The following is a 22,315-nucleotide window of genomic DNA, read 5'->3' as shown; positions in this document are numbered from 1 at the left end:
ATATGCAATTACATAGATTCTTTTCTGTTCTGCTGCTTAGTACATCGATTTTTAGTTTAGCTAAAGCACAAAAGCCTGTTAAAAATAAAAGCAATTGGCCTGTTATCGAAAAGCAGATGAAACCCTGGACCCGCTGGTGGTGGATGGGAAATGCTGTAGACGAACAGAATTTGAACCTGGTTTTAAAGAAATACGCAGATGCTGGTCTTGGCGGTGTAGAAATTACACCAATTTATGGCGCTAAGGGTTTTGAAAAGCAATATTTGCAGTTTTTATCGCCAGAGTGGGTGAATATATTACGCCATACGGTAAATAAAGCCAATACTTTAGGCTTGGGTGTAGATATGAATACCGGCACAGGCTGGCCTTTTGGCGGTCCGCAGATTAAGCCCGAAAACGCCGCTACCAAACTGATTACCCAACAATATAAACTCAAGGCGGGAGAAAAGTTAACGGAAACCATTAAAGTTAAAGAAGCCAAACAGGATTTCGCGCAGTTACAGGCTTTAACTGCATATGGTAACAATGGTGAGGTGCTCAACCTGCTTTCTAAAGTTGAGGGTGATGGATCTTTAAATTGGTCGCCAGGTAGTGGGAGTTGGGATATTTATGCTGCTTTTGCAGGTAAAACCAGACAAATGGTTAAACGTGCAGCACCTGGAGGCGAAGGTTTTACTTTAGATCACCTCGATAAAAATGCAGTTGATGTTTACCTCAAAAGATTTTCGGATGCTTTTGGAGACAAACCACAAGGTGTTCGGTCGTTTTTTAACGATAGTTATGAAGTTTATGGTGCAACATGGACACCAACTTTCTTTCAGGAATTTAAGAAAAACAGGGGTTACGATCTGGCCAGTCATATTAAAGAATTAACCGGTAAGGATTCTACAAATGCAAATATTGCCCGTTTAAAATCTGATTACCGCGAAACCATGGATGAACTTTTGCTCCATAATTTTACGCAAAACTGGAGTAATTGGGCGCATCAGCTTAAATCGGTGACCAAAAACCAGTCGCATGGTTCGCCAGGCAATCTGCTCGATCTTTATGGAGCGGTTGATATTCCTGAAACCGAAACCTTTGGTTCAAGTTACTTCCCGATTCCAGGTCTTAGGCGTGATGCTGGAGATATCCGCAACGTAGATCCCGATCCGATAATGAGCAAATTTGCATCATCTGCAGCACATACAGGCGGCAAAAAACTGGCGTCTTCCGAAACCTTTACCTGGTTAACCGAGCATTTTAAAACTTCATTTTCGCAATGTAAACCAGAAGCTGAGCAATTGTTCCTGGCAGGGATAAACCATATTTTTTATCATGGAACCACCAATTCGCCAGCAAATGTATCCTGGCCGGGATGGCTGTTTTATGCCTCGGTAGAAATGAACCTGAACAACAGTTTATGGCCACAGGCGCAAGGATTAAATAACTATATAGCCCGTTGTCAATCTATTCTCCAATCAGGAAAGCCAGATAATGAACTTTTAATCTATTGGCCAATTTATGATGTATGGAACAAGGCGAAAGGTTTAGATATGCCCTTAAAAGTACATGATGTTGACGAGTGGCTGCACCCAACAGCCTTTTATAAACTATCAAAAGAACTTTCTAAATCGGGTTATTCTTTTGATTTTGCATCCGATCGATTGTTAAAGCAATCAACGGTTAACAAGGCATTAATAAGTACCAATGCGACTGCTGCACCATATCAGGTGTTAATTGTTCCGCAATGCGAAATGATGAGCACGGAAACGCTAGATCAAATGATAAAACTGGCCAGCAGCGGAGCGAAAGTCATTTTTCAGGCATTGCCTAAAGATGTTCCTGGTTTAAATAATCTGGAAGTAAGACGCAAACAGCTAAAGGCCAGCCTGGCTAAATTGATTTTTACAGATGGCGCAGATGGTATTAAACAGTTTAAAGTTGGTGCAGGAGTAATTTTATTGGCTAACAATGTGCAAAAAGCATTAAATGCAATCGGCATTAACAGAGAAACTTTAACCGATTCGGGCCTTCAGTTTATCAGAAGGAAAACAACAACTGGTAAATATTATTATCTGGTTAACCACACCGCTAAAGATATTGATACTGAACTTTCCTTAAATGAAGAAGGACAGGTTTTAATCATGGATCCGCAAAGCTCGAATGTAGGTTTGGCGGCAGTACGCGATAAAAAGGTTCGTGTACAGCTTAAATCGGGAGAAAGTTTGTTTTTAAAGGTCGGTCAGAATGGAACAACCAAAACTCCTTGGGTTTATTTAAACAAAGCTGCCCATTCAATCAATCTTAACCAACCATGGAATTTACATTTTACCGAAGGTGGGCCGGAGCTTCCTGCAGATCAGCAGTTAGCTAAACTGGTAAGCTGGACTACTTTAAACGACCCTAAATTACAGGCCTTTTCTGGTACTGGTGTTTATACTTCAAGCTTTACGCTGAGTTCTAAAACTGCTAAAGAGTATGTTTTAAATCTGAACGAGGTTGATGAGTGTGCCAGGGTGTGGATCAATGGACAGGAAGTTGGTATTTTATGGAGTATTCCTTTTCAGGCCCGTGTTGGCAAATATTTAAAAGCAGGCCATAATACCATCAAAATTGAAGTGGTTAATTTGATGGCGAACCGCATCCGTGATATGGATATCAAAAAAATACAGTGGCGAAATTACCACGAAATCAATTTCGTAAATATTAACTATAAGGATTTTGACGCTTCGGGCTGGAATGTAATGCCTTCGGGCTTAATCGGCCCGGTAAGTATTACAGCTTTCAATTAATCGTATATCATCATCCCTTGCATTTTATCATGAAAAAACTCATTATACTCGCTTTGTTGATCGCCATTGGTATAAATGCCATGGCTCAAGATTATGTCATCACAAAATTTGGTGTTGATGCCGATAGCACCAAACTGAATACCAAAGCTATTCAAAGTGTAATAGACAAGGCTTATCAAAAAGGAGGAGGAACGATTGTAATCCCTAAAGGTGTTTATCTTAGCGGAGCACTCTTTTTTAAGCCTAAAACGAAGCTTTTGTTGCAAGAAGGCGCGGTACTTAAAGGATCTGATAACATAAAAGATTACCCTTTTATCCCATCGCGGATGGAAGGCAGGAGCCTTAAATACTTTGCGGCATTAATTAATGCAACAAAAGTAGATGGTTTTAGTATTTCAGGCCCAGGCACTATTGATGGAAATGGCCTCAAATTCTGGAGAACATTCTGGGCACATCGCGATTCGCTTAAAAAATTAGGAAAAGAATCTACAAACCTTGAAGTGAGCCGCCCACGGTTACTTTTTATCTGGGGATGCAATAATGTGAATATTAAGGGGGTGAAATTGCGTAATTCTGGATTCTGGACAACCCATTTGTATCAATCTAATGATGTATTAATTGAGAATTGCGACATCCGTTCGCCATTTAGGCCTGTAAAAGCACCCAGCACTGATGGTATAGACATTGATTTTTGTAAAAAAGTAACGATCAGGAACTGTTATATCTCTGTAAATGATGATGCCATTTGCATTAAAGGTGGTAAAGGACCCGATGCACAGAAACTGCCAGAAAATGGTATTGTTGAAGATATTTTAATTGAAAACTGTACCATTGGCGAAGCACATGCTACTTTAACCATGGGAAGCGAGTGTATTCATGCGCGCAATATTACCATGCGAAACTGTAAGGTAGAGAATAACTGTCCGATTTTAAAAATGAAAATGCGTGGAGATACGTTTCAGCTCTACGAAAATATTACGGTAGAAAACATTACCGGGAAATGTGGCGCTATCATTGATTTAAATCCCTGGAAACAGTTTTTCGATTTGGCCGGTAGCACCGCAAAGCCATTTGGTACGATTAGAAACATCAAGATCTCAAACATTAAAGTAGAAGCAACAAAATTTGGCGAAATGGATGGGAATCCTGAAGATAAAGTATCTGGTTTTCTTTTTAAAAATTTGGAAGTAACGACTAAAACACCATTTTTGAAAAACAGATATCAGGATGTTAAAATTGAGAACGTAATGGTAAACGGAGCACCATTGGTCGTTAAACCTTAGTGCTGAAGATAACTAATAATTTCAGTCAGCGGGCAACGGTAAATTGTGTAGTACAAGCATTGTGTTCCCCTAAAAATATTTTAGTATTAGAAAATAAACGGCTTGTGGTTCTTGGCGGTTTTTAGTCCCGCTTCATTTCAAGTCCTCGCTACGCTTTGGGCTTTACATTACAATCGGGTTTAGGAACGAGGGTTTGTGCACCCTGCAACTTTACAAATGAAATGCTGTTGTAGCCACTTAGCCCCTGTTGAAGCGATACCCTGCAGCAACGAGGCACGAGGAAGCGAAGCGGAAAACGGGAAGAAATTTAGTATTTACTACAGGCCTTGCGCTCTAAATGTGAAAGTATTTAGTGTCAACTTTAACCTCGGTATGTGTCCTCACCGAACGAAAAAATAATATTTAGGTGGTTTGTGAAGACACAAACCACGGCAATTTTCATTGCTCGCGCTCGTTTCCAAACGAGTGCGTAAATAACATTACGATTATATCGTTATAAACGATTGTTTATTTAACGCTTGTTAGAAACGAGCGTCGGCTGAGATTGTGGGTAACCTTCATCCTCGGTATGTGTCCTCACAGAACGGAAAAAAGAATATTTAGGTGGTCTGTGGAGACACAGACCACGGAATTGGAGAAAAATACCTTTTTTATTTCTGTGTTTCGGTAGCAAAAAAGCAAAATGCTACCAGTCAAGCTTCAATAAAGCAACACCCTGCCTGGCTAGTTCAATTTCAAAAGCAGCCGAGGTGTCAAATTTCCTGGGTTTACCAATCATTTTAAGCTGGCCGGATTTTTCTAATGCTGCAATTTGTTTCGCATCTGGATTTTGAGGTGAACCCATTTTTTTCCATTCTGAATAAGAATTGCTGTTTTCGGTATCAATGAGATATACTGTGACAGTTACCGTTTTTGCAGGTAATTTATTCAACAAGATGGAAACAACATCTTTCGAATCCGCTTTATCCTCATCATGGTAATTCCACAACATAACAGCAGCGGTTTTCTCAGCTTTAGTGGCTAAAACACCTATATCTGTCTGCGGTTTTCGGATGCTTGAATCTAAAATAGAATTTAAATTGTACATGCGGTTACTTATGGCTTCAACACGGTTCCCTTTCATCTGGCCAAACATACTGAATACATTTAACACAGGTTTATCAACACCATTGGTGGCTAAATCGCGAAAACCTGCAAACCAAGGCTGATTTTCAAATTCGAACGACCAGGTAACAGCACCTAAAAGGTTGATGTTATATTTATCTGTAATTTCGTAAAGCCGGGCAAAAGAAGCTGCGGTGTAACTCGAGTACATCGTGCCGTTTCGGTAGGCATTTTCAGGATTGGTACTCATGCCACAGGCTGCACAGCCTTCAGGATCGGATTCGCCGATAATTACAGGGATATTTTTAAGTTGAGGGTATTTACTAATGATCTTATAATTTCCATCAATATTGCGGAGCTGAGCCCTTACATTCATCACTACAGTTCCATTAACCACCCTTGGTGAGCCTTTCGCATGAAAAAGAACAGCATCTAAAGGAGAACCGATTTTACCTGTTACATAATTGGTGTCGTTTAAACAATGTTTGATAAAGGCATCCAGGTACTTCGTTCCGCCACCTGTTACGTTGGCACCACCAATTTTCGCAGTAGGTAAAGCACGTTTTAGTCCATCGGCAGCGTAATCGTAAAGTTTAAAGAATTCGGCCTGTGTACCTTTCCAATAAGCGCCATCCGGCTCGTTCCACACTTCCCAATACCAGCTTTCTACCTCAGCCTTGCCATATCGTGCTACACAATGTTTTACCCATTCGTAAACCAGATTGCCCCATTTTTTATAATCTTTTGGCGGATAGGCCCAGCCGGTTAAAATTTCATCATACCGGGCGCCAGGTTTCCATTTGTGTTGATAGGGTTGAGGTTTGGTTGAAAGTGCCTCAGGCATAAAGCCTATTTGAGCCAAAGGTTTCATGCCTCTTTTTACGTAGGTATCGAAAATCTGATCAACAATTTTCCAGTCGTAAACCGGATTACCTTTTGCATCTTCTGTATAGGCATTGGTAGATCCCCATTTTAAAGCAGGTGTGCCATCTCCGGAGGTTAGCAGGTTATGCGCACGTACATATACCGGAACCGGACTTAATTTAGAAATCTCGGTCAATAACTTCTGGCCATCTTTCATATAGGTGTAATTCGGTTCATCGTAGCCAAACCAGGCCCAAATGGGTTTCATGGGCGCTATATTCTTGTCGAAATTAACCTCGATGCTGGCTTTAGACTGCGCATTCGCCGTATGGATGAAAATGCTTAAGCTAAATAGTAGGAAATAAGCTTTTTTAAATGTTTTCATATAGTGTTATTTAATATCAATCTGAGGGCTAATTTGTCTCCTCGAAGTGTCGTCATTTCGACCGCAGTGTTCCAAAGGAACTCCTTCGGAGGAGAAATCTTTTAAATTTCATTTCAATAACTTGGTTCAAGGATCTCAAAATCTGTCCGTAGCGTTCAGTAGGGCTCTACGGACTATCAATGGAAAAGAGTCTCCGACTCGTTCTTGTCAGTTGAGTTTGAAACTCAATCTTATAATTAAATCCGTAGAGACGCTGCGCTTAACTCTACGGACAGTTCATGTTATTTAATATCAATCTGAGGGCTAATTTGTCTCCTCGAAGTGTCGTCATTTCGACCGCAGTGTTCCAAAGGAACTCCTTCGGAGGAGAAATCTTTTAAATTTCATTTCAATAACTTGGTTCAAAGATCTCAAAATCTGTCCGTAGCGTTCAGTAGGGCTCTACGGACTATCAATGGAAATGAGTCTCCGACTCGTTCTTGTCAGTTGAGTTTGATACTCAATCTTATAATTAAATCCGTAGAGAGGCTGCGCTTAACGCTACGGACAGTTCATCGTTTAAGGCTGCTCGTAAATTTCTGCTTCAATAATACTTATACCACCTTTTAGTTTGGTTTCTGCACGGTCAACACCATCATCAAGTTTTTTACCATTTACCTCTACGCCAATATATGAGTTTTCTTTTTCTTTTCCGGAGCCTACTAACTGTATGGTAACTGTTTTTCCTTTTGTTGCTTTGCAATTTGCTGTAAAATAACCCAGGCTGGGTTTGCTATTGCCTTCGAAAACCACTTTTCCATCAACCAGGATCCTTAATGGATAAATTTTGGTTCTAAAACCATTTAATTTTAAGGAGACTGCTGATACTGTACTTTCTTTCGCTAAAGTATATTTGATCCATGCGGAAGTGATCTTTCCATCGTTTACCCAATCGCTCAATTCATTATCATCGAAGCTTAAGTTGGCTTTTTCGCTGTTTGCACCCGCTTCGGCAGCAACAATTTTGATCGATTTACGGGAAACTGTGTATGAGGGATCAAGTGGTGTTGCACCTTTGCTTAAGTTCGGTTTCAAACCATCACTTGGTAATTGGTTAGATAATCCCTGAGCAGTATTAACCGGTAAAGTTTCGAAAGAAAGGCTTGCAGACTGTAAGTCTTCTGCTTTTGCGGTTAAATTAATTTTCCCGGCGGCAGTTGTCGATCTGATGAGCACTCTGTTTACCCCATTTTCTACTGGCAGGTTTTTAGCCAAAACATAATTATCTGGTCCCTGGGCTATGCCTCCGCGCCATTCGGCAGGGCCATCTAAACTAAAGTTAACCATATTTGAAGCCGTAGGGCAACGGTTTCCATCCTGATCTGTTACTTCAACCTGAACCAGCACCACATCTGCGCCATCAGCCTTAAAACCGCTTGGGTTTTTCATTGCAGTAAGTTTTAACCCTACTGGCTTGCCCGCTGTTTTTAGTTGAGTTTCTGCCAGTTTTTTTCCTGATGAGGAATAAGAAATGGCCTTTATTGTACCTGACTGGTAAGTTATGTTTTTAAAGGTGAACAGAAAACCATTACTTTTTTCGCCAAAACCCAGCGATTTATTGTTCAAAATCAGCTCTACCTTGTCGCCACTGGCTACCACATATACATTCTTCTTAACGCCAGCTTTGTAGTTCCAGTGCCCGATTAAGTGGATGCCAGTTTTTTTTGCATCAACCCAACCATCCCACATTACTTTGTGTGCAAAAAAGGCATCTTTAGGAATGCGCATTGCATCCACTTCACCACTTCTGCGGTAGTTTTCTTCGCCGCGATGGTGGGTATTGGAATCAGAAAATATAATGTTTACCCCACCAGAACTTACCCTGGTTCCTGTTCCTGGGCGTTCTTCGTAATATTCGTTCCAACGGATTACATCTTCAATGGCAAAAGAATCCTGGTTGCGGTTATAATCGCTGGCATCGGCATCTTTGTATTTCGGACCTGCACCATTTACATGGAAGGGAGGGGAGAATTCATCCCAATATTTCCGTAGGGCCTCATCTCTCGAATATTCCATAGACCATACTGGTTTGGTTGCACTTTTATTGATGTACAACATTTCGCCGCCATATTCGGCTTCAGGGATATCGAGCATTTCTCTCGACCCAATAGCTCTGCCGCCATTTGGATCATAAAGATTTCTAATGTCTTTCATTTCCTGCATGTGCGCTGTACTGATCGATTCGTTTCCACATTCGTAAAAAACGATACTCGGGTTATTGCGGTTGTAAATAATGGCATCTGTCATTACCGCTTTTCGCTGGTCCCAACGGGTTCCGGTAACATCTTTTTCCGAATCTCCGGCTGGCATGGCCTGGATCAAACCTACACGGTCGCAAGATTCTATATCCTGTTTCCAGGGTGTAATGTGCATCCAACGTACCAAATTGGCATTACTTTCTACCATGAGTTGATTACTGTAATCGCTTAGCCAAGGAGGTACCGATAGGCCTATTGCCGGCCACTCGTTACTGCTGCGCTGGGCATAACCCTTCATCATCAATACCCGGTCGTTTAAATAAACCATGCCGTTTTTAAATGCTGTTTTTCTAAATCCGGTTTTGGTGCTCAGCTCATCGATAATCCTGCCTTCAGATTTTAATCTTGAAGTAACCGTGTACAAGTAGCCGTAGCCCCAGCTCCAAAAATTTAAGTCCGTTACCAATGCCTGTGCTTTTAAGGTTAAAGTATCGCCAGCTTTGATATTGGTTTCTGCAGATTTAAAAGTTTTAACAATTTTTCCATCAAGGTCTTTAAGTTCTACCTCATAAACCAGTTTTTGATCTGCAGCACTTTCATTTTTAACCTGCGATTCGGAAACCACTAAGGCAGATTTACCTTTAATATTGAAATCTTTAGCGTAACAGTAGTTACCTGTTGTTTTTAAAGTAGAATAAAGAGGAAGTGTTTGATATACATTACCGGTAACATGCAAGCGTACGTTTTTCGATATCCCCCCATAATTGGCATTAAAATTTTTATCGTTCCATTGGTAGCCAGAGTTGGTCGCCTTTTCTTTGTAGTTCCAGGCATTATCGATTCTAACTGCAATCACATTTTCTCTGTTCTGATTAATTAAGCTGCTAATGTCGAACCCAAAGGCCATTACGCCGTTTTCATGCCGGCCAATAAATTTTCCGTTCAGGTAAAATTCACCAGCCTGCCTGATGCCCTCAAATTCAAGGAATATTTTACTGCTTTGATTGGTTTCTGAAATGGTAAAATGTTTGCGGTACCAGGCAATACCGGTTGATAAATCTTCTATAGATTTTTTGAAAGCTTCATCTTCGTTCCAGGCATAGGGTAGGGTAATCGGTTTCCATGCCTTATCATCAAAATCGGTATTTTCTGCACCTGGTAAATCACCTACAAAGAGTTTCCAGCCAGGATTAAAGTTGTAGGTTTTTCTCTGGCTAACTGATTGTTGCGCCAAAGCCACAAAGGGCAGTAGTGCAACCATTAAGAAAAGGTAAATATGCTTCATTATATTTAGTTAGGGCTTAATTTAATAGCTAAGGATTTATCACGGTTGCAGCTGATTTCACCATTGGAGTATTCTAGTTCTGCCAGTTGAATTACACTTCTTCTGGTCGTGTAGTTATCGATTCCTTTATTTTCAGGTGTTCGGTCAGGGTGGGTAAAGTAATAGATGTAGGCTTTATCTCCATTCACCACAACATCGGCATGGCCGCCCATTACACCATCATCGGTTCCTTTTCCGGGTGCCTGTAAAATGTTTTTGGGCTGGCGTTTCCAGGTGAGGAGGTCGGTAGATGAATATATGCCTAAACCGTTCCAGTTGTCGACCACCATCCAATAAGTGTTCTTCCAATAGAAAACTTTCGGGCCTTCACAGCCTTTATCGCCAATTAACTTTTTGCCGCTATCTTCCCAGTTGTACAGATCTTTACTATCGGCATAATAGATGGATTTGCCAGCCATTTCATTGTTGTAATACATGCGCCAGCCTTTGTTATCAGGCAATTTAAATACACAGGCATCAATGCAGCGATCGGAGGCCAGGTTCAGTTTGGATTCGAATTTCCAGTTGATGAGATTTTTACTGGTAAGGTGAACAATGTACCGTGGGTGGCGCCAATCTTTAAAAACGCCAGGCACATAGGTTAAATACATATGGTATAATCCCTTATTTTCGATTACTTCGGGTGCCCAATGTGTATAATCAGTTAGCCGGTATTGAATATCGCAGGTATCGCGGTACTTCCATTTTACACCATCTTCTGATTCTGCAATGCCGATACGTGTGCGATGTACCCAACTTACACCATCGAGGTTTTTAGCACTTGCCCTGCGGTTGGTATAAAACATAAACCACTTCTTTTCTCCTTTATTCCAGATTACCACCGGATCGGCAGCGCCATCATAAACAGGATCGCTGTACAATGGCTTGGGAACTAGCGTTGTTTTATTGCTTTTTTGAGCAAAAGCACATATAGAAAATAGTATCAAAAAGGCAAGGAGGAGTTTCTTCATCTCAAATTGATCATTATTGGACAGTTTCTATACCATTGGAATAAAAACGCCATTAATAAAAAGGAAATATTTGGTTAAATAGTTTAAACGAGATTAACGTTTAAAATTGAGAGTGCCATCCTGCTCTATCCTGTAGAGAATAGGTTGCATATGGATAAACAGCTTTTAGCGCTTTTCAAATGCTTGAAAGAATGCTTTATCCGATATAGCGAGGTGGTAACAAAAGTAATACAATTTAACGGAGCCGAATATAAGATGAAAGGAAATAATAATATAGGTCATGTTATTTATTTTTCTTTGGTTTTTTGTACGTTATGATGTACATTTGATTGTACAAATTTTATAAATATGAAAGCAGTGACCATTTCTTCTCTGAGAACAAACATGAAAGGCTATTTCGATGAGGTAAGTGCTACAGAGGACGTTTTGATTGTTCCAAGAAATAATAATGAAGATGATGCTATTGTAGTGATTTCAATTAAAGAATATAATGCACTTACCGAAACTGCACATCTCATGTCAACGGAAGCAAATCGTAAAAGATTAGAAAACTCAATTGAAAGTTTGAAAGTAGGTAAAACTAGGAGATTCTCTTTAGAAGACGGAAAATCGGTTGAGGACTAAGCTATGAATATCGTATTCACTGAAGAAGCTTGGGAAGATTTTGAATATTGGATGGATAACGATGCGGAAGCAGAAAGAAAAATCAGAGAACTGTTGAAGGACATAAAGAGAACTCCGTTTCATGGTTTGGGCAAACCAGAACCATTAAAGCATAATTTAAAGGGCTTTTGGTCGCGGCGGATTACCGGGGAGCATCGTCTGGTTTATCAAATATCGGGCACCAAAGGTAAAGATCAACAATGTGCCGTTATTCAATGCCGGTTTCACTACAATAAATAGTAAATATCCAAACAAAAAAAGAGCAATAAACCCGAAGGTAAATTGCTCTTTTTTTAAGGCTTAATTTGCTTACCAACCTGGGTTTTGCATAGCTTGTTTTTGTTCAGGTGTTAATGCTGCGCCCCCGCTCTTAATCACATCTAAGAAACTTTGAGGAATTGGGCGCAGGTAATGTTTGCTTTCTGAAGGCTTTGCCTCATCGTTAAAGGCAGCGGTTCTGGCCACCAATGTTTTGGTACGTGCCAAATCTTCCCAACGCAATAACTCGCCCATTAGCTCTCTCGAGCGTTCGTTTAAGATAAAAGCTGTAAACTTATTTTCCTGTGAGGTAGCACCAATTTTATCATAAAACTCTTTGTTGGAGTTAAATATATCGGCCTCGCTATTTAAGTGCATACCGGTTAGGGTAGTGGCAGTTGTGGCGGTTAGGTTATTCGACTCGAAATAGCTGTTTTTATCAGAGTATGAAACAAATGGCGCTGTGTTTGCAGCAGGGTTGTTTTTATACGACGCACCACCATCTACATACGCTGATCTGTCTTCTCCCTCTTTATACGCAGCGCGGTCTCTAACTTTATTTAGGTATGGAATGGCCTGCGCAAACTGGCCCATTCGTCCGTAAGCTTCAGCTGCAATTAAATAGGTTTCTGCCAGGCGTGCTAAAATGCCATCACGTTGACCAAATTGTGATGCAACAGCATTTCTGGAACCATCCATAAATTTAGATAAAGCAACAAACTGACTTACACCATAATTTCCATGCCCACCCAAATAACTTTGGGGTTGGCCAGCAAAATACCTTACATACATACTTGGTTTGCGGCGGCCAATATCGGTGGGAAGTGCAGGGTTTGCATTTGCAACGGCAGGTGTATACCTGGTATCGCCTGCATTATTAACGATATATAAAATAGATTCTTCTCCGCCGGCAAATTTTGCTTTACCAACAAGATCTGGTGTTGGCGCTGTTCCTGCTGTCCAAAGTGGTGCTCCGGCAGGCCTATTACATAAATAACGTGTTTTAAAACTTTTCCAAAACCTCGAGTCGTTTACACGGTCGAAAACATCGAGGGCATAATCCGTAGATCTTAAACGCTGGAATTCACGATCGCCCGGGATATCGCGTTGCATACCGGGTAAATTTTGGTAAATAGAGGGATAATACAAATGTACCTGGTTACCATAACGCCCCTGAGTAGCTGTATTGCCAGAAAATTGTGCGGCTAATATGATTTCTTTGTTGGTTTCGTTCGCGCCATCAATGGTGGTGAAATTCCATAAATCGCTAAAGTTGGTAGCCAGGGTATGCTGACCGCTGTTAATCACCAGGTCGGCATATTTTACTGCATTTTGTAAATCAGCAGTTTTGGTATCGCTATTCCATGCATTGTTTATTTCGCTTGCACGGAATAAATATGCTTTTGCCAAAAAGTGCGCAGCTGCCCATTTGGTAATCCGCCCGGTTTCTGTTACTGTAGCCGGTAAAAAGTTATAAGCCTGTGTGAAATCTTGAATCACTTGCTCATATACCTCTTTTGCGCTGTTCCTTGTAAATTCTTCCTGAATGAAATCCTGTGCTTCTAACCTCAATGGAACACCACCATACTGTTTTACCAGTTTAAAGTAATCGAAAGCACGCATAAAATAACCTTCGCCCAGGCGTGTGTTTTTACTTGCAACCTGATAATACAACGGCACGTTCTTGATAAGAATATTGGCCGAATTTATGTTTTCGTACATATTATCCCATACACTGGCCACATCCGAATTAAGGGAATTTAAACTTGCGTCGTAAGAGTTCCACATTTGTTCGGTTCTATCTCCACCAACGGTAAATTCATCCACTCCATAGTTGGATGTAGTGTATGCCCAGGTGTAATTAAAATGAAATTTTAAACTTTGGTACATGCCTATGGTTAAACCGTCGAGGCCATCAGTTGTGATAAAATCTGCAGTGGTACGGGCATTAACAACTTCTTCATCTAAGAAGCTTTTTTTGCAAGAAGTAGGGAAAATCATTAATCCTCCTAATATTGCAGCACCCGATAATATATTTATAATCTTTTTCATGATCAATTTCTTTAAATAGCGATTAAGGATTACAGGCTAACATTAACACCAAATACTACACCTCTGTTAAAAGTTGAGGTAACGGTATTGTTGGATGAGATGCCCGAATCGGGATCAACCCAGCCAACATTAGAGTAAATTAAACCCGGATTAATGGCCTGTGCATATACCCTTAATTTAGATAACGCTAATTTTTTAGCAATTTTTTCTGGGAAATAATAACCCAATGAAATATTTCTGATTTTTACGAAAGATCCGTCCTGGTAGTTCATAGAACTTCTGTAAGGGTCGCCGGCTGCACTTCCATAATTTGGTGCAGGATAATCGTTTGTTGGGTTGGTTGGTGTCCAATAGTCAACCAAGCGTTGGGCAAAACGGCCCTGAAGCGATTCTGCACCTGTGGCAATCAAGAAATTATATCGTGCAATAATAAAAATAGAAAGGTCGAAGTTTTTGTAATTAAAAGTATTGGTAATCCCGCTGGTCCAGCTTGGCGTGTAACTTCCTCTTATCATTCTATCGTTATTGGCATCAATTTTATAATCGTTATTTAAGTCCCTAACCCGAATGCTGCCTGGTTTAAAAGCGCTTGCTGCCGGTAGGTTAGCATTAAATTTTGCCATTTCAGCTAAGTCTTCAGGCGTATTTTGCCAGATGCCATCTTTTACAAAATCGTAGGCCACTCTAACCCTTTGACCGATGAACAATAAACTGCCAATTACATCGCCGTTGGCCAATTTAACCACTTTATCTTTGCTCGCCGAGAAACTTAATGTTGTAGACCAGCTAAAATCTTTGTTTTTTAAGTTCACAGTGTTCAGGGTAATGTCGATACCTTTATTATGGGTTTCTCCAATGTTATCGAAAGATGAAGTATAACCATTTATCGAAGAGATATCTTTTTGCAATAACAGGTCGGTGGTTTTAGATTTATATAAGTCTACGGAACCGCCAACTCTTCCTTTAACTAAACTAAAATCAAGACCAAGGTTATATTGTAAGGTATGCTCCCACCCAAGCGCCTTGTTTGGTAAGGTAGGCGGATTGGCCAGTGATGCATCAGAAGCTACATATCCGGTTTGTACCGAACCACCATAAGTATAAGTTAAGGGCTGTAATTTACCTAAAGTTGTTCCATAAGAAATGGCCGAATTACCTACACTACCCACACCTAATCGAAGTTTCAATTGATCAACCCATTTAATATTTTTCATGAAATCTTCCTGATCTATACGCCACGCAATTGCAGTAGAAGGGAAAAAGTCCCATTTGTTGCCTTCAGCTAATTGCGATGCACCATCCCAACGGGCAGATGCAGTTAACAGGTATTTGCTATTAAAGCTGTAATTAACCCTGGCCATGTAAGATACAAGCGTGTTTCTGCTCAAATCGGTACTAAAAGCATCAAGGCTCGGAATATTGGCCCCGCCTAAGCCATACCAAAGTGGGTTACTTAAAGGGATTTTAGTTCCCGTCATTGATGAACTCTCTTCTTTAAAGAGCGATGAACTCTGCAATAAAGTAACGCCAAAGTTGTGCTTTTTTATTGTTTTATCGTAGTAAACCAAGTGATCTAGCGTATAGGCAAATCTGTTGTTTTGGTTAAGCTGAGCATAATTGGTAGAACCTGATTCGCCCGCACCGCGATTGATTGATTTTGCGTCCTGATATCTTCCGTTGTAGTTGTTGTAAAAATCAGGCCCGAAGTTAATACGGTACTTTAATCCTTTTAAAAGGCTTACTTCAGCATAGAAAGAGCCGATTGTTCTTAACACTTTACGTAAGTTAATATTGTATTGATCCTCACCCACTGGATTTTGAATATTGATATCGGCACCTGGTAAATTAATCCTGTTACCATTTACATCAAAAGGTACAGCAACAGGCAGCATGCCAAGTGCTGCGCCATATAAACTGCTCGGCCCTGTTGCATTACCTGTTGAAAATCCATAGTTCTGCAAGCCATAAGATGCGGTAATGTTAGCCCCGAATTTAAACCACTTTACCGGATTCAATTCTACACTTACCTTAGAAGTATAACGGTTATAATCCTGGCCAAGTTCTGTACCAATCTGGTTTAAGTAGCCAAATGAGGCGTAGGCTTTTAATTTGTCTGTACCACCACTGGCGCTTAATACATGGTCTTGAGTAATGCCAGTCCGTGTAACCAAATCAGTCCAATTTGTTGTGGGCACTAAGCCGCCATTGTAAACTCCATTTTGCCAGCCTTGGGCAATGTTCGCCGTTACATAACTATCGTTAGGGAATATACGGTTATCATCTGCTTGTGTTGGTATAGTGGGATAGGTGCTGCTTGCCTGCGCTGCAGGATTTAAATAACCTACACGACGGTAAGCATCGCGACGGAATTCTATGTATTCGGCAGCATTCATCATCTGTGTTCTATCCTGGATGGTTTCGATGGTTGCCGTACCCACATAATCTAAAGTTAATCTGCCGGCTTTACCTTTTTTAGTGGTAACCAGAACAACGCCGTTTGCTCCTTTTGATCCATAGATTGCAGTTGCCGATGCATCTTTTAAAATGTCGATGGTTTCAATATCGTTAGGATTGATAGCTTCGATACCACCTGCGGCAAACGGAATACCGTCTACGACGTAAAGAGGTGAATTACTAGCATTTATAGATCTTACACCTCTGATTAAAATGGAGCCAATCTGACCTGGGCGCTCGTTCGAAGTAACATCAACCCCGGCTGCTTTGCCTTGTATGGCTTGTAATGCATTTTGTACGGGTCTCGATCTGATCTGTTCTGCACCCACGCTTACAACCGCTCCCGTTAAGTCACTTTTCTTTACGGTATTATAACCAACAACTACAACCTCATCTAAATCATTTGTGGAACTTTTTAATTGGATGCTGATCGTTGTTTTTCCATCAACAGATACCTCTTGTGTGGTATATCCAATGTACGAAACCACCAAAACCGGGTTGCTCACGGTTGATGGGATAGTAATGGAGAAAGCACCGTTGGCATCGGTAGAAGCAACAATGGTAGTGCCCTTCACTTTAATGCTAACGCCAACTAAAGTTTCACCTTTTTCATCAACAATTTTTCCTTTAAGGTTAACATCTCGTTTGCTCGTTGAAATGTTTGTACCCACAGTTCTTGGTATTGCTTTACGGTTGGTCGCATCTGCAGTATTCGCCACACAGAGTAGGCACAACGCCGACATACCCGTAATCAGGATTTTTTTGTACGAAGAGCCTTTTCGTCGCTTTAGATTTTCTGGATAAAAATTAAGATCCATAGTTTTATTGGTTATGTAAATATTTGGTTATTTAGCCAAATAGCATATCAGATGGAATGTGCTATCTGTTTTGAGGGCATATGATTAAGCAATTAATCCGTTATTTATTGGATGAATTAGCAGTTGTGGAATGAAAATGAGTTAGTTTTTAATGTTTTTTTGACTACAATAGTCTTTGCTTCGTTCTTAAGGCTTTAAATGGCAGTATAGGAGTGATTAAGTGCAAACGATTGCATTGTTTGATGTGTGGTTTTTCTTGCTCATATAAGTATCGATTAAAATAATTGATTATATTTGGTTATACGAGATTAGAACTTTTATTTCGTTAGTCCATCCTGTTCCATCCTGTAGGCACAGCCAGATGTAAAGATTTTCTTTTTTGGGTTATAGGTTTTAGTAAATGGTTCAATAGTTATTTGCTGCAACCTGAGATTAACCCATACTGTTTTTGATTTCAGCTAGTTTTTATTTGACAAGCCATCACCTATTCAATATTTGTAACTTTTTAACGTTTTTATGATAAAAAAAATGGTCTATGTAAACACAGACCATTTTTATATTGTTTCAACCGTAGTAAACTTAAAATTGTTCCTGCCTTTTAAAGTTAAAAGCTGTTGATCCAATTAGGATAGCTGTAAATAGCGATATGGAAAGGAGATTTACCCATACCGATGGCTTTTGCTGCGGACTATATTTTTCCAGTTTATAGTCCTTAATATCTGTACTGTCTACTGCCTTATTAAGAAAAATTGTTGGATAAAAATGCAAGCGGATCTGCTCGTGATATTTTCTAACCGCCTGTTGGAAATCGAGGTGGTTATTAAGGTCCGATCCAGCCATATTGTTTATCCCCAACTGGGTTTGTATGGTAGGGAAGAAAAATGCAAGCGTATTTGTAAATCGCTGTCTGGCGGCCAGTTTATTCTCAATTGCGTGCCTGCTTACCATTGCCTGATCATCGCCCATCTGTTGCATTGCATAATACCAGAACCAGCTAAAAGTTTTCTCTTGTGGGAAAGGATATTGCTTCAGCTGCGGATAATGTTCAAAAAATGGTTTCATTGTAACTTCTTTGGCCATATCCCATTTTTCGTGATAGCCCTCGCGTTGGTTAATTACATTCTGCAGTGCCTCTGGCATGGGATATTTTCGGGTAAGAAAAAGGTTAAGTGATGCTGGAATTACAATGCAGATAAGTACCCAAACGGCAACCAATGCCGATGCATTAAAGTTAGATGATTTTGCTAAAGAAATGATAAAAAATGAAACTGCAAACCAGAAGGCCAGATAAAACATAATAAGTGCAGTTATTGAAAAGAAAATGAAATCTACAGGCAAATGCAGATAAAGAATAGCTACAAATAATAGGAACAAAGCAACAGAAAAAATTACGGCCACCCTAACTAAAAATTTTTGCCAGATTACCTGAAAAGACTGGTTAGTTTGCGCGCTTAAAAGCGACCAGACTCCACTTTCTTTTTGCTCCGAAAGTAAGTTATAGCTAAAGGCAATAATCACCAGGGGAAATAAAAAGATAAATACAAAACTCAGATCCATGTTACCAAAAAGCAGGCTTACCGGATTATTAATATCTGTATCGTAAATCTGACCTTCTAAACCCAGCATGGTTACCGAGATTAAATAAGGGTTAATATCCCGCTGCCCATTAGCAAAGGCAGCCCAGGCATTGGGCGCATTAGCCAATGAAAACTTATTGTGGTAAAACAGTAGGCCAATATCTTTACCAAAATGATCGATATTGCTGAGGGTATTTTTCTTTTGTAGCATTGCTGCTTTTTCAATTACAGCCTGTTGATTGTCAATAAATGTTTTGCCGAAATACAAACCGGCAAAGCCTGTAATCAGCAACACAATGATGCCTATCCATGAGGAGCCGTTTCTAAAAAACAGTTTAAATTCGAGGTTATATATACTTTTTTTCATGCTTAATAACTATATCGTTTTAATCCACCTGGTCGTGTACTGTAGCAGCATAACCGTTGCCAATAACCAACAGGTTAAAGCACTTAGTGCCAATAACTCATTTGTTATTACTGAACTTAATTTGCCAAAGCGGTAATTGAAATCAGGTTGTTCGGCCCAGTTGGCCTTACTAATGGCCAAAGGTTTTTCTTTTTCTCCTGGGGCAATGTTGCTGATCTTATCTATCTGAAGTTTATTCATCTTTTGAGCCAGCTGATAGCGGTAGGCTTCTGCCTGGTTCTGAAAATCAACAAAGGTGTCAAAATCAGAGGCTGTTATGGCCATCGAAATATGTTTTAGGGATAGATAAGGGTTCATGAAACCTGCTACCGCTGTAATGCTGTTCTGCTTTTCAAAAATTTTATTCAGTTCCCTTTGGTGGTTGCTGTAAATTTTTGAGGTTATTTTTTCGCCCTCTGCCATAATATAGCCACCATAGTTAAAAGGCAGTTTTTTTACATCGGTAACACCGTAAGTTTTGAGTAGTGAGTCTTTAATTGCAGCATAATGTGGGTCATCTGGATTATGGCTATCACCCTGTTTATGGATGTCGGCAGCAATGGCATCTGCAAACGCTATTTTAGATGGCGAGGGATAGATTTTTACGCCGATTGCCTGGGTAATCCTGGGCATAATGACCATAAAAAATATCCAGCAGGCCAATAAAGTAGTTAGGGCTGATTTAGAACTGCGCGCAAATGCCGAAACCAAAACCGTTATGGCCGATACAATGAAGAAATAAATTGCATAGCTAAAAATCAATATCATTAAGCGCAAACTGGCATCACCACTAATCTGCCAATGACTTAGCGAGGCCCATAGCAAAATGGTAAGCAGCATAAGCGGGATAAATATCGACAAACAAACACCAATTATACCCAATGTTTTGCCCCAGAGAAGCTGTTTCCAGCTTACATTTTGGCATAGCAGTATCTTTAATGTTCCCGATTCGCGCTCAGCCGAAATGCTGTTGTAACCTAAGAAGAAAATGAGTAATGGTACCAGGAGTTGCAGCACCATGGCCACACTGATTTCGCCGAAGCGCAACATGCCGTTAGAAAAACCTGCTTCACTAAAATTTACTGTGTTTTGTTTATGCGCTTCTAAAAAGATCGACACACCTGCAAAACTCTCTATCCCAAAATCGAAGAAACTGAGTTCGTGTTTCTCGCGAAAGGCGAGGTAACCATAGTGCGCCATCCGGTGTGGATGTTTATCTGGTTTTGCCAGCCATTGTGCCCTAACCAATTCTTTATAGTGCAGGCGCTGATTGTTTTGTGTTTTAAAATTTTGCCAGCCTACATAGGTAGCCAAACCAAGCGATAAACCTAATAAAAGGGTTAAGGCTAAGGTGGCCCTGTTGTTAAGGGCGGTTTTAAAAGTTTGTTTAGCTATAGTGCTTATTCTATTTGGCATTATATTCTATAGGTTACGTTAAACATTACATTTCTTGGAGTACCAGGGAAAAGGCGTAGATAGTTTTGTGCGCCAACCCAATAGGTTTTATTTAAAATGTTATTCATATTTACAGCCAGTTGTACCTTAGAACCAGCAGGCGAATAATAAAGCGCGGCATCTAAAAGGGTATAAGCCGGCAGTACAAAATCTCTGATGTACAAGGGAAGTTTCGTGCCGCTATACTGTAAACCTGCTCCAAAACCTATTCCCTTTAGCTTACGGCTTTCAAAGTTGTAGCGTGTCCATAAGCTGGCACTGTGTTTTGGTGTGTTCTGCACCCGTTGACCAATTAAATCAGGATTAAAATCATCCTTAATAATGGCATCTACATAACTATAACCAGCATTAAACTGCCAGTTAGACCTGATAAAGCCAGAAGCTTCGAATTCGACACCACGGCTGCGTTGGGCACCGCGTTCTATCAGGCGGTTTACATCCAACGGATCGTTTGCATTCATCAATAGGTTTTTCTGGTTGATTTCGAATACCGAAATGTTAACCATTAAACTTTTATTCAACCATTCAGATTTTGCACCAATCTCTTTTAAATCACTTTCTAAAGGCTTAAAATTGGTGCCTGCAGGTGGTGGAACAATAACCAGGGTTGAGGTATTGCCTTGTGGTTGGTACCCCTGTAGATAGGTTGCGTAAAGGTTAATGTTTGCGTTTATGGCATAGGTAATTCCGGCCCTTGGCAAAAGCTTATGCTGATAAATTTTCTTTTCGGTAGCCAATTTGTAATTGCTGTAATCCTCATACCACTCTTGTCGTAAACCCAATGTTAAGGTAAGCTGATGGTATTTTATCTGATCCTGCAGGTATACTGCGTTAACCAGATTATATGCAGCCGGAATTTCTGTTTTGGTAAAAACGTAATCGCTTAAATTTTTAATGGTATAGGTTGGGTTGGCGAGGTTAAAGTGCTCTACATTGGGCACGGGTGCATTTATACCATTTATTGCCTTAAATAAATAGAGGTCCTTTTTTGTTGGATCGTACCTTGCTGCGATGCTTCCATCTTTTAAACGGTAACCCTGAGCCGAGTTTTCGCCACCGCCCCGCAGTTTCTGGGTGTTTATTCTATCGTACCCGATTACCAGTTTGTGGCTTAAGTTAAAAGTATTGGCGTTTATGCTGAAATAGGTGCTTAAATTGTCGGTCCGCCATTTTTGCTGACGCTGAACGGCACGCATAGCCGCTAATGTAGGGATAGGTTGATTGTTTTCGTCAACGCCAAAAGCATTGGTAGTTCTATGTTCTAAAAGATCTTCGTTCCAGTTTTGCTTCATATAGGCCACGTTAAATACAATATCCTGTGTAAGGCTATGCGAAAAATTGGTCATCAACATTAAATCCTGGCTGTTAAAGCGGTCGTTACTGGCACCCATATTGAAACTGATCGGTGTGCTTTTTAAATCTGTTTTACCAGCAATTGCGCCAAAAATAGCCTGCCCACGGTCTAACCTTGAGTTGCTGTTGTTCATTACCACTTCTACATTTAAGCTGGTTCGATCGTTCGGGATGTATGAAAAAGAAGGGGCAATCAGGTAACCCTTTCTGTATTGCAGGTCTCTGAAGCTTTTACTGTCTTCATAACCTACATTAAGCCGGTAAAGCAGCGTTTTATCGGTATTTAAAGGACCTGTAAAATCTAAAGCGCCTCTAATGGTGCTGAAACTTCCGGCCG

At 40.3% G+C, this 22,315-nt stretch carries 12 protein-coding genes; 4 read left to right on the top strand and 8 right to left on the bottom strand.

Going from position 1 to position 22,315, the window contains the following annotated elements:
• The first annotated feature begins 2 nt into the window (after positions 1–2).
• The gene (locus ASU31_RS17325) at positions 3–2,774 is read left to right on the top strand and encodes a glycosyl hydrolase (protein ID WP_057933543.1); all 2,772 of its coding nucleotides are present in this window, start codon (positions 3–5) and stop codon (positions 2,772–2,774) included.
• A gap of 29 nt (positions 2,775–2,803) precedes the next feature.
• Positions 2,804–4,057: a glycoside hydrolase family 28 protein gene (locus tag ASU31_RS17320; protein ID WP_057933542.1), complete on the top strand. Its 1,254-nt coding sequence runs from the start codon at positions 2,804–2,806 to the stop codon at positions 4,055–4,057.
• 685 nt (positions 4,058–4,742) lie between these two features.
• Here ASU31_RS17320 and ASU31_RS17315 read toward each other — a convergent pair.
• The 3 genes from ASU31_RS17315 to ASU31_RS17305 form a co-directional block, all read right to left on the bottom strand.
• A complete protein-coding gene (locus ASU31_RS17315) occupies positions 4,743–6,410 on the bottom strand; it encodes a GH39 family glycosyl hydrolase (protein ID WP_057933541.1) in 1,668 nt (555 codons plus the stop codon).
• Positions 6,411–6,968: 558 nt separating this feature from the next.
• Positions 6,969–9,932, bottom strand: a complete 2,964-nt coding sequence (locus tag ASU31_RS17310; protein WP_057933540.1) for a glycoside hydrolase family 2 protein — start codon at positions 9,930–9,932, stop codon at positions 6,969–6,971.
• Positions 9,933–9,937: 5 nt separating this feature from the next.
• On the bottom strand, positions 9,938–10,942 hold the full coding sequence (locus ASU31_RS17305) for a family 43 glycosylhydrolase (protein ID WP_057933539.1): 1,005 nt from the start codon (positions 10,940–10,942) through the stop codon (positions 9,938–9,940).
• 348 nt (positions 10,943–11,290) lie between these two features.
• On the opposite strand from ASU31_RS17305, the gene ASU31_RS17300 reads away from it, so the two are divergent.
• Entirely contained in the window at positions 11,291–11,566 is a 276-nt protein-coding gene (locus ASU31_RS17300) for a type II toxin-antitoxin system Phd/YefM family antitoxin (RefSeq protein WP_057933538.1), read from the top strand.
• 3 nt (positions 11,567–11,569) lie between these two features.
• Entirely contained in the window at positions 11,570–11,845 is a 276-nt protein-coding gene (locus ASU31_RS17295) for a Txe/YoeB family addiction module toxin (protein WP_057933537.1), read from the top strand.
• A 69-nt stretch (positions 11,846–11,914) separates the two neighbouring features.
• Here ASU31_RS17295 and ASU31_RS17290 read toward each other — a convergent pair whose 3' ends face one another.
• The 5 genes from ASU31_RS17290 to ASU31_RS17270 all read right to left on the bottom strand — a co-directional run.
• A complete protein-coding gene (locus tag ASU31_RS17290; RefSeq protein WP_057933536.1) occupies positions 11,915–13,915 on the bottom strand; it encodes a RagB/SusD family nutrient uptake outer membrane protein in 2,001 nt (666 codons plus the stop codon).
• 29 nt (positions 13,916–13,944) lie between these two features.
• A complete protein-coding gene (locus ASU31_RS17285; RefSeq protein ID WP_057933535.1) occupies positions 13,945–17,187 on the bottom strand; it encodes a SusC/RagA family TonB-linked outer membrane protein in 3,243 nt (1,080 codons plus the stop codon).
• 579 nt (positions 17,188–17,766) lie between these two features.
• The gene (locus ASU31_RS17280) at positions 17,767–19,131 is read right to left on the bottom strand and encodes a DUF3526 domain-containing protein (RefSeq protein WP_057933534.1); all 1,365 of its coding nucleotides are present in this window, start codon (positions 19,129–19,131) and stop codon (positions 17,767–17,769) included.
• Positions 19,132–19,140: 9 nt separating this feature from the next.
• A complete protein-coding gene (locus tag ASU31_RS17275) occupies positions 19,141–20,586 on the bottom strand; it encodes an ABC transporter permease (protein WP_057933533.1) in 1,446 nt (481 codons plus the stop codon).
• The coding region (locus tag ASU31_RS17270; RefSeq protein ID WP_057933532.1) for a TonB-dependent siderophore receptor at positions 20,586–22,315 on the bottom strand (1,730 nt) is incomplete at its 5' end. The genes ASU31_RS17270 and ASU31_RS17275, both read right to left, overlap by 1 nt.

Origin of the sequence: Pedobacter ginsenosidimutans (assembly GCF_001442625.1) — a bacterium.
Classification (GTDB): domain Bacteria; phylum Bacteroidota; class Bacteroidia; order Sphingobacteriales; family Sphingobacteriaceae; genus Pedobacter; species Pedobacter ginsenosidimutans.
Note: the sequence above shows the minus strand (reverse complement) of the source record. Positions and strands in the feature narration are given on the sequence as shown.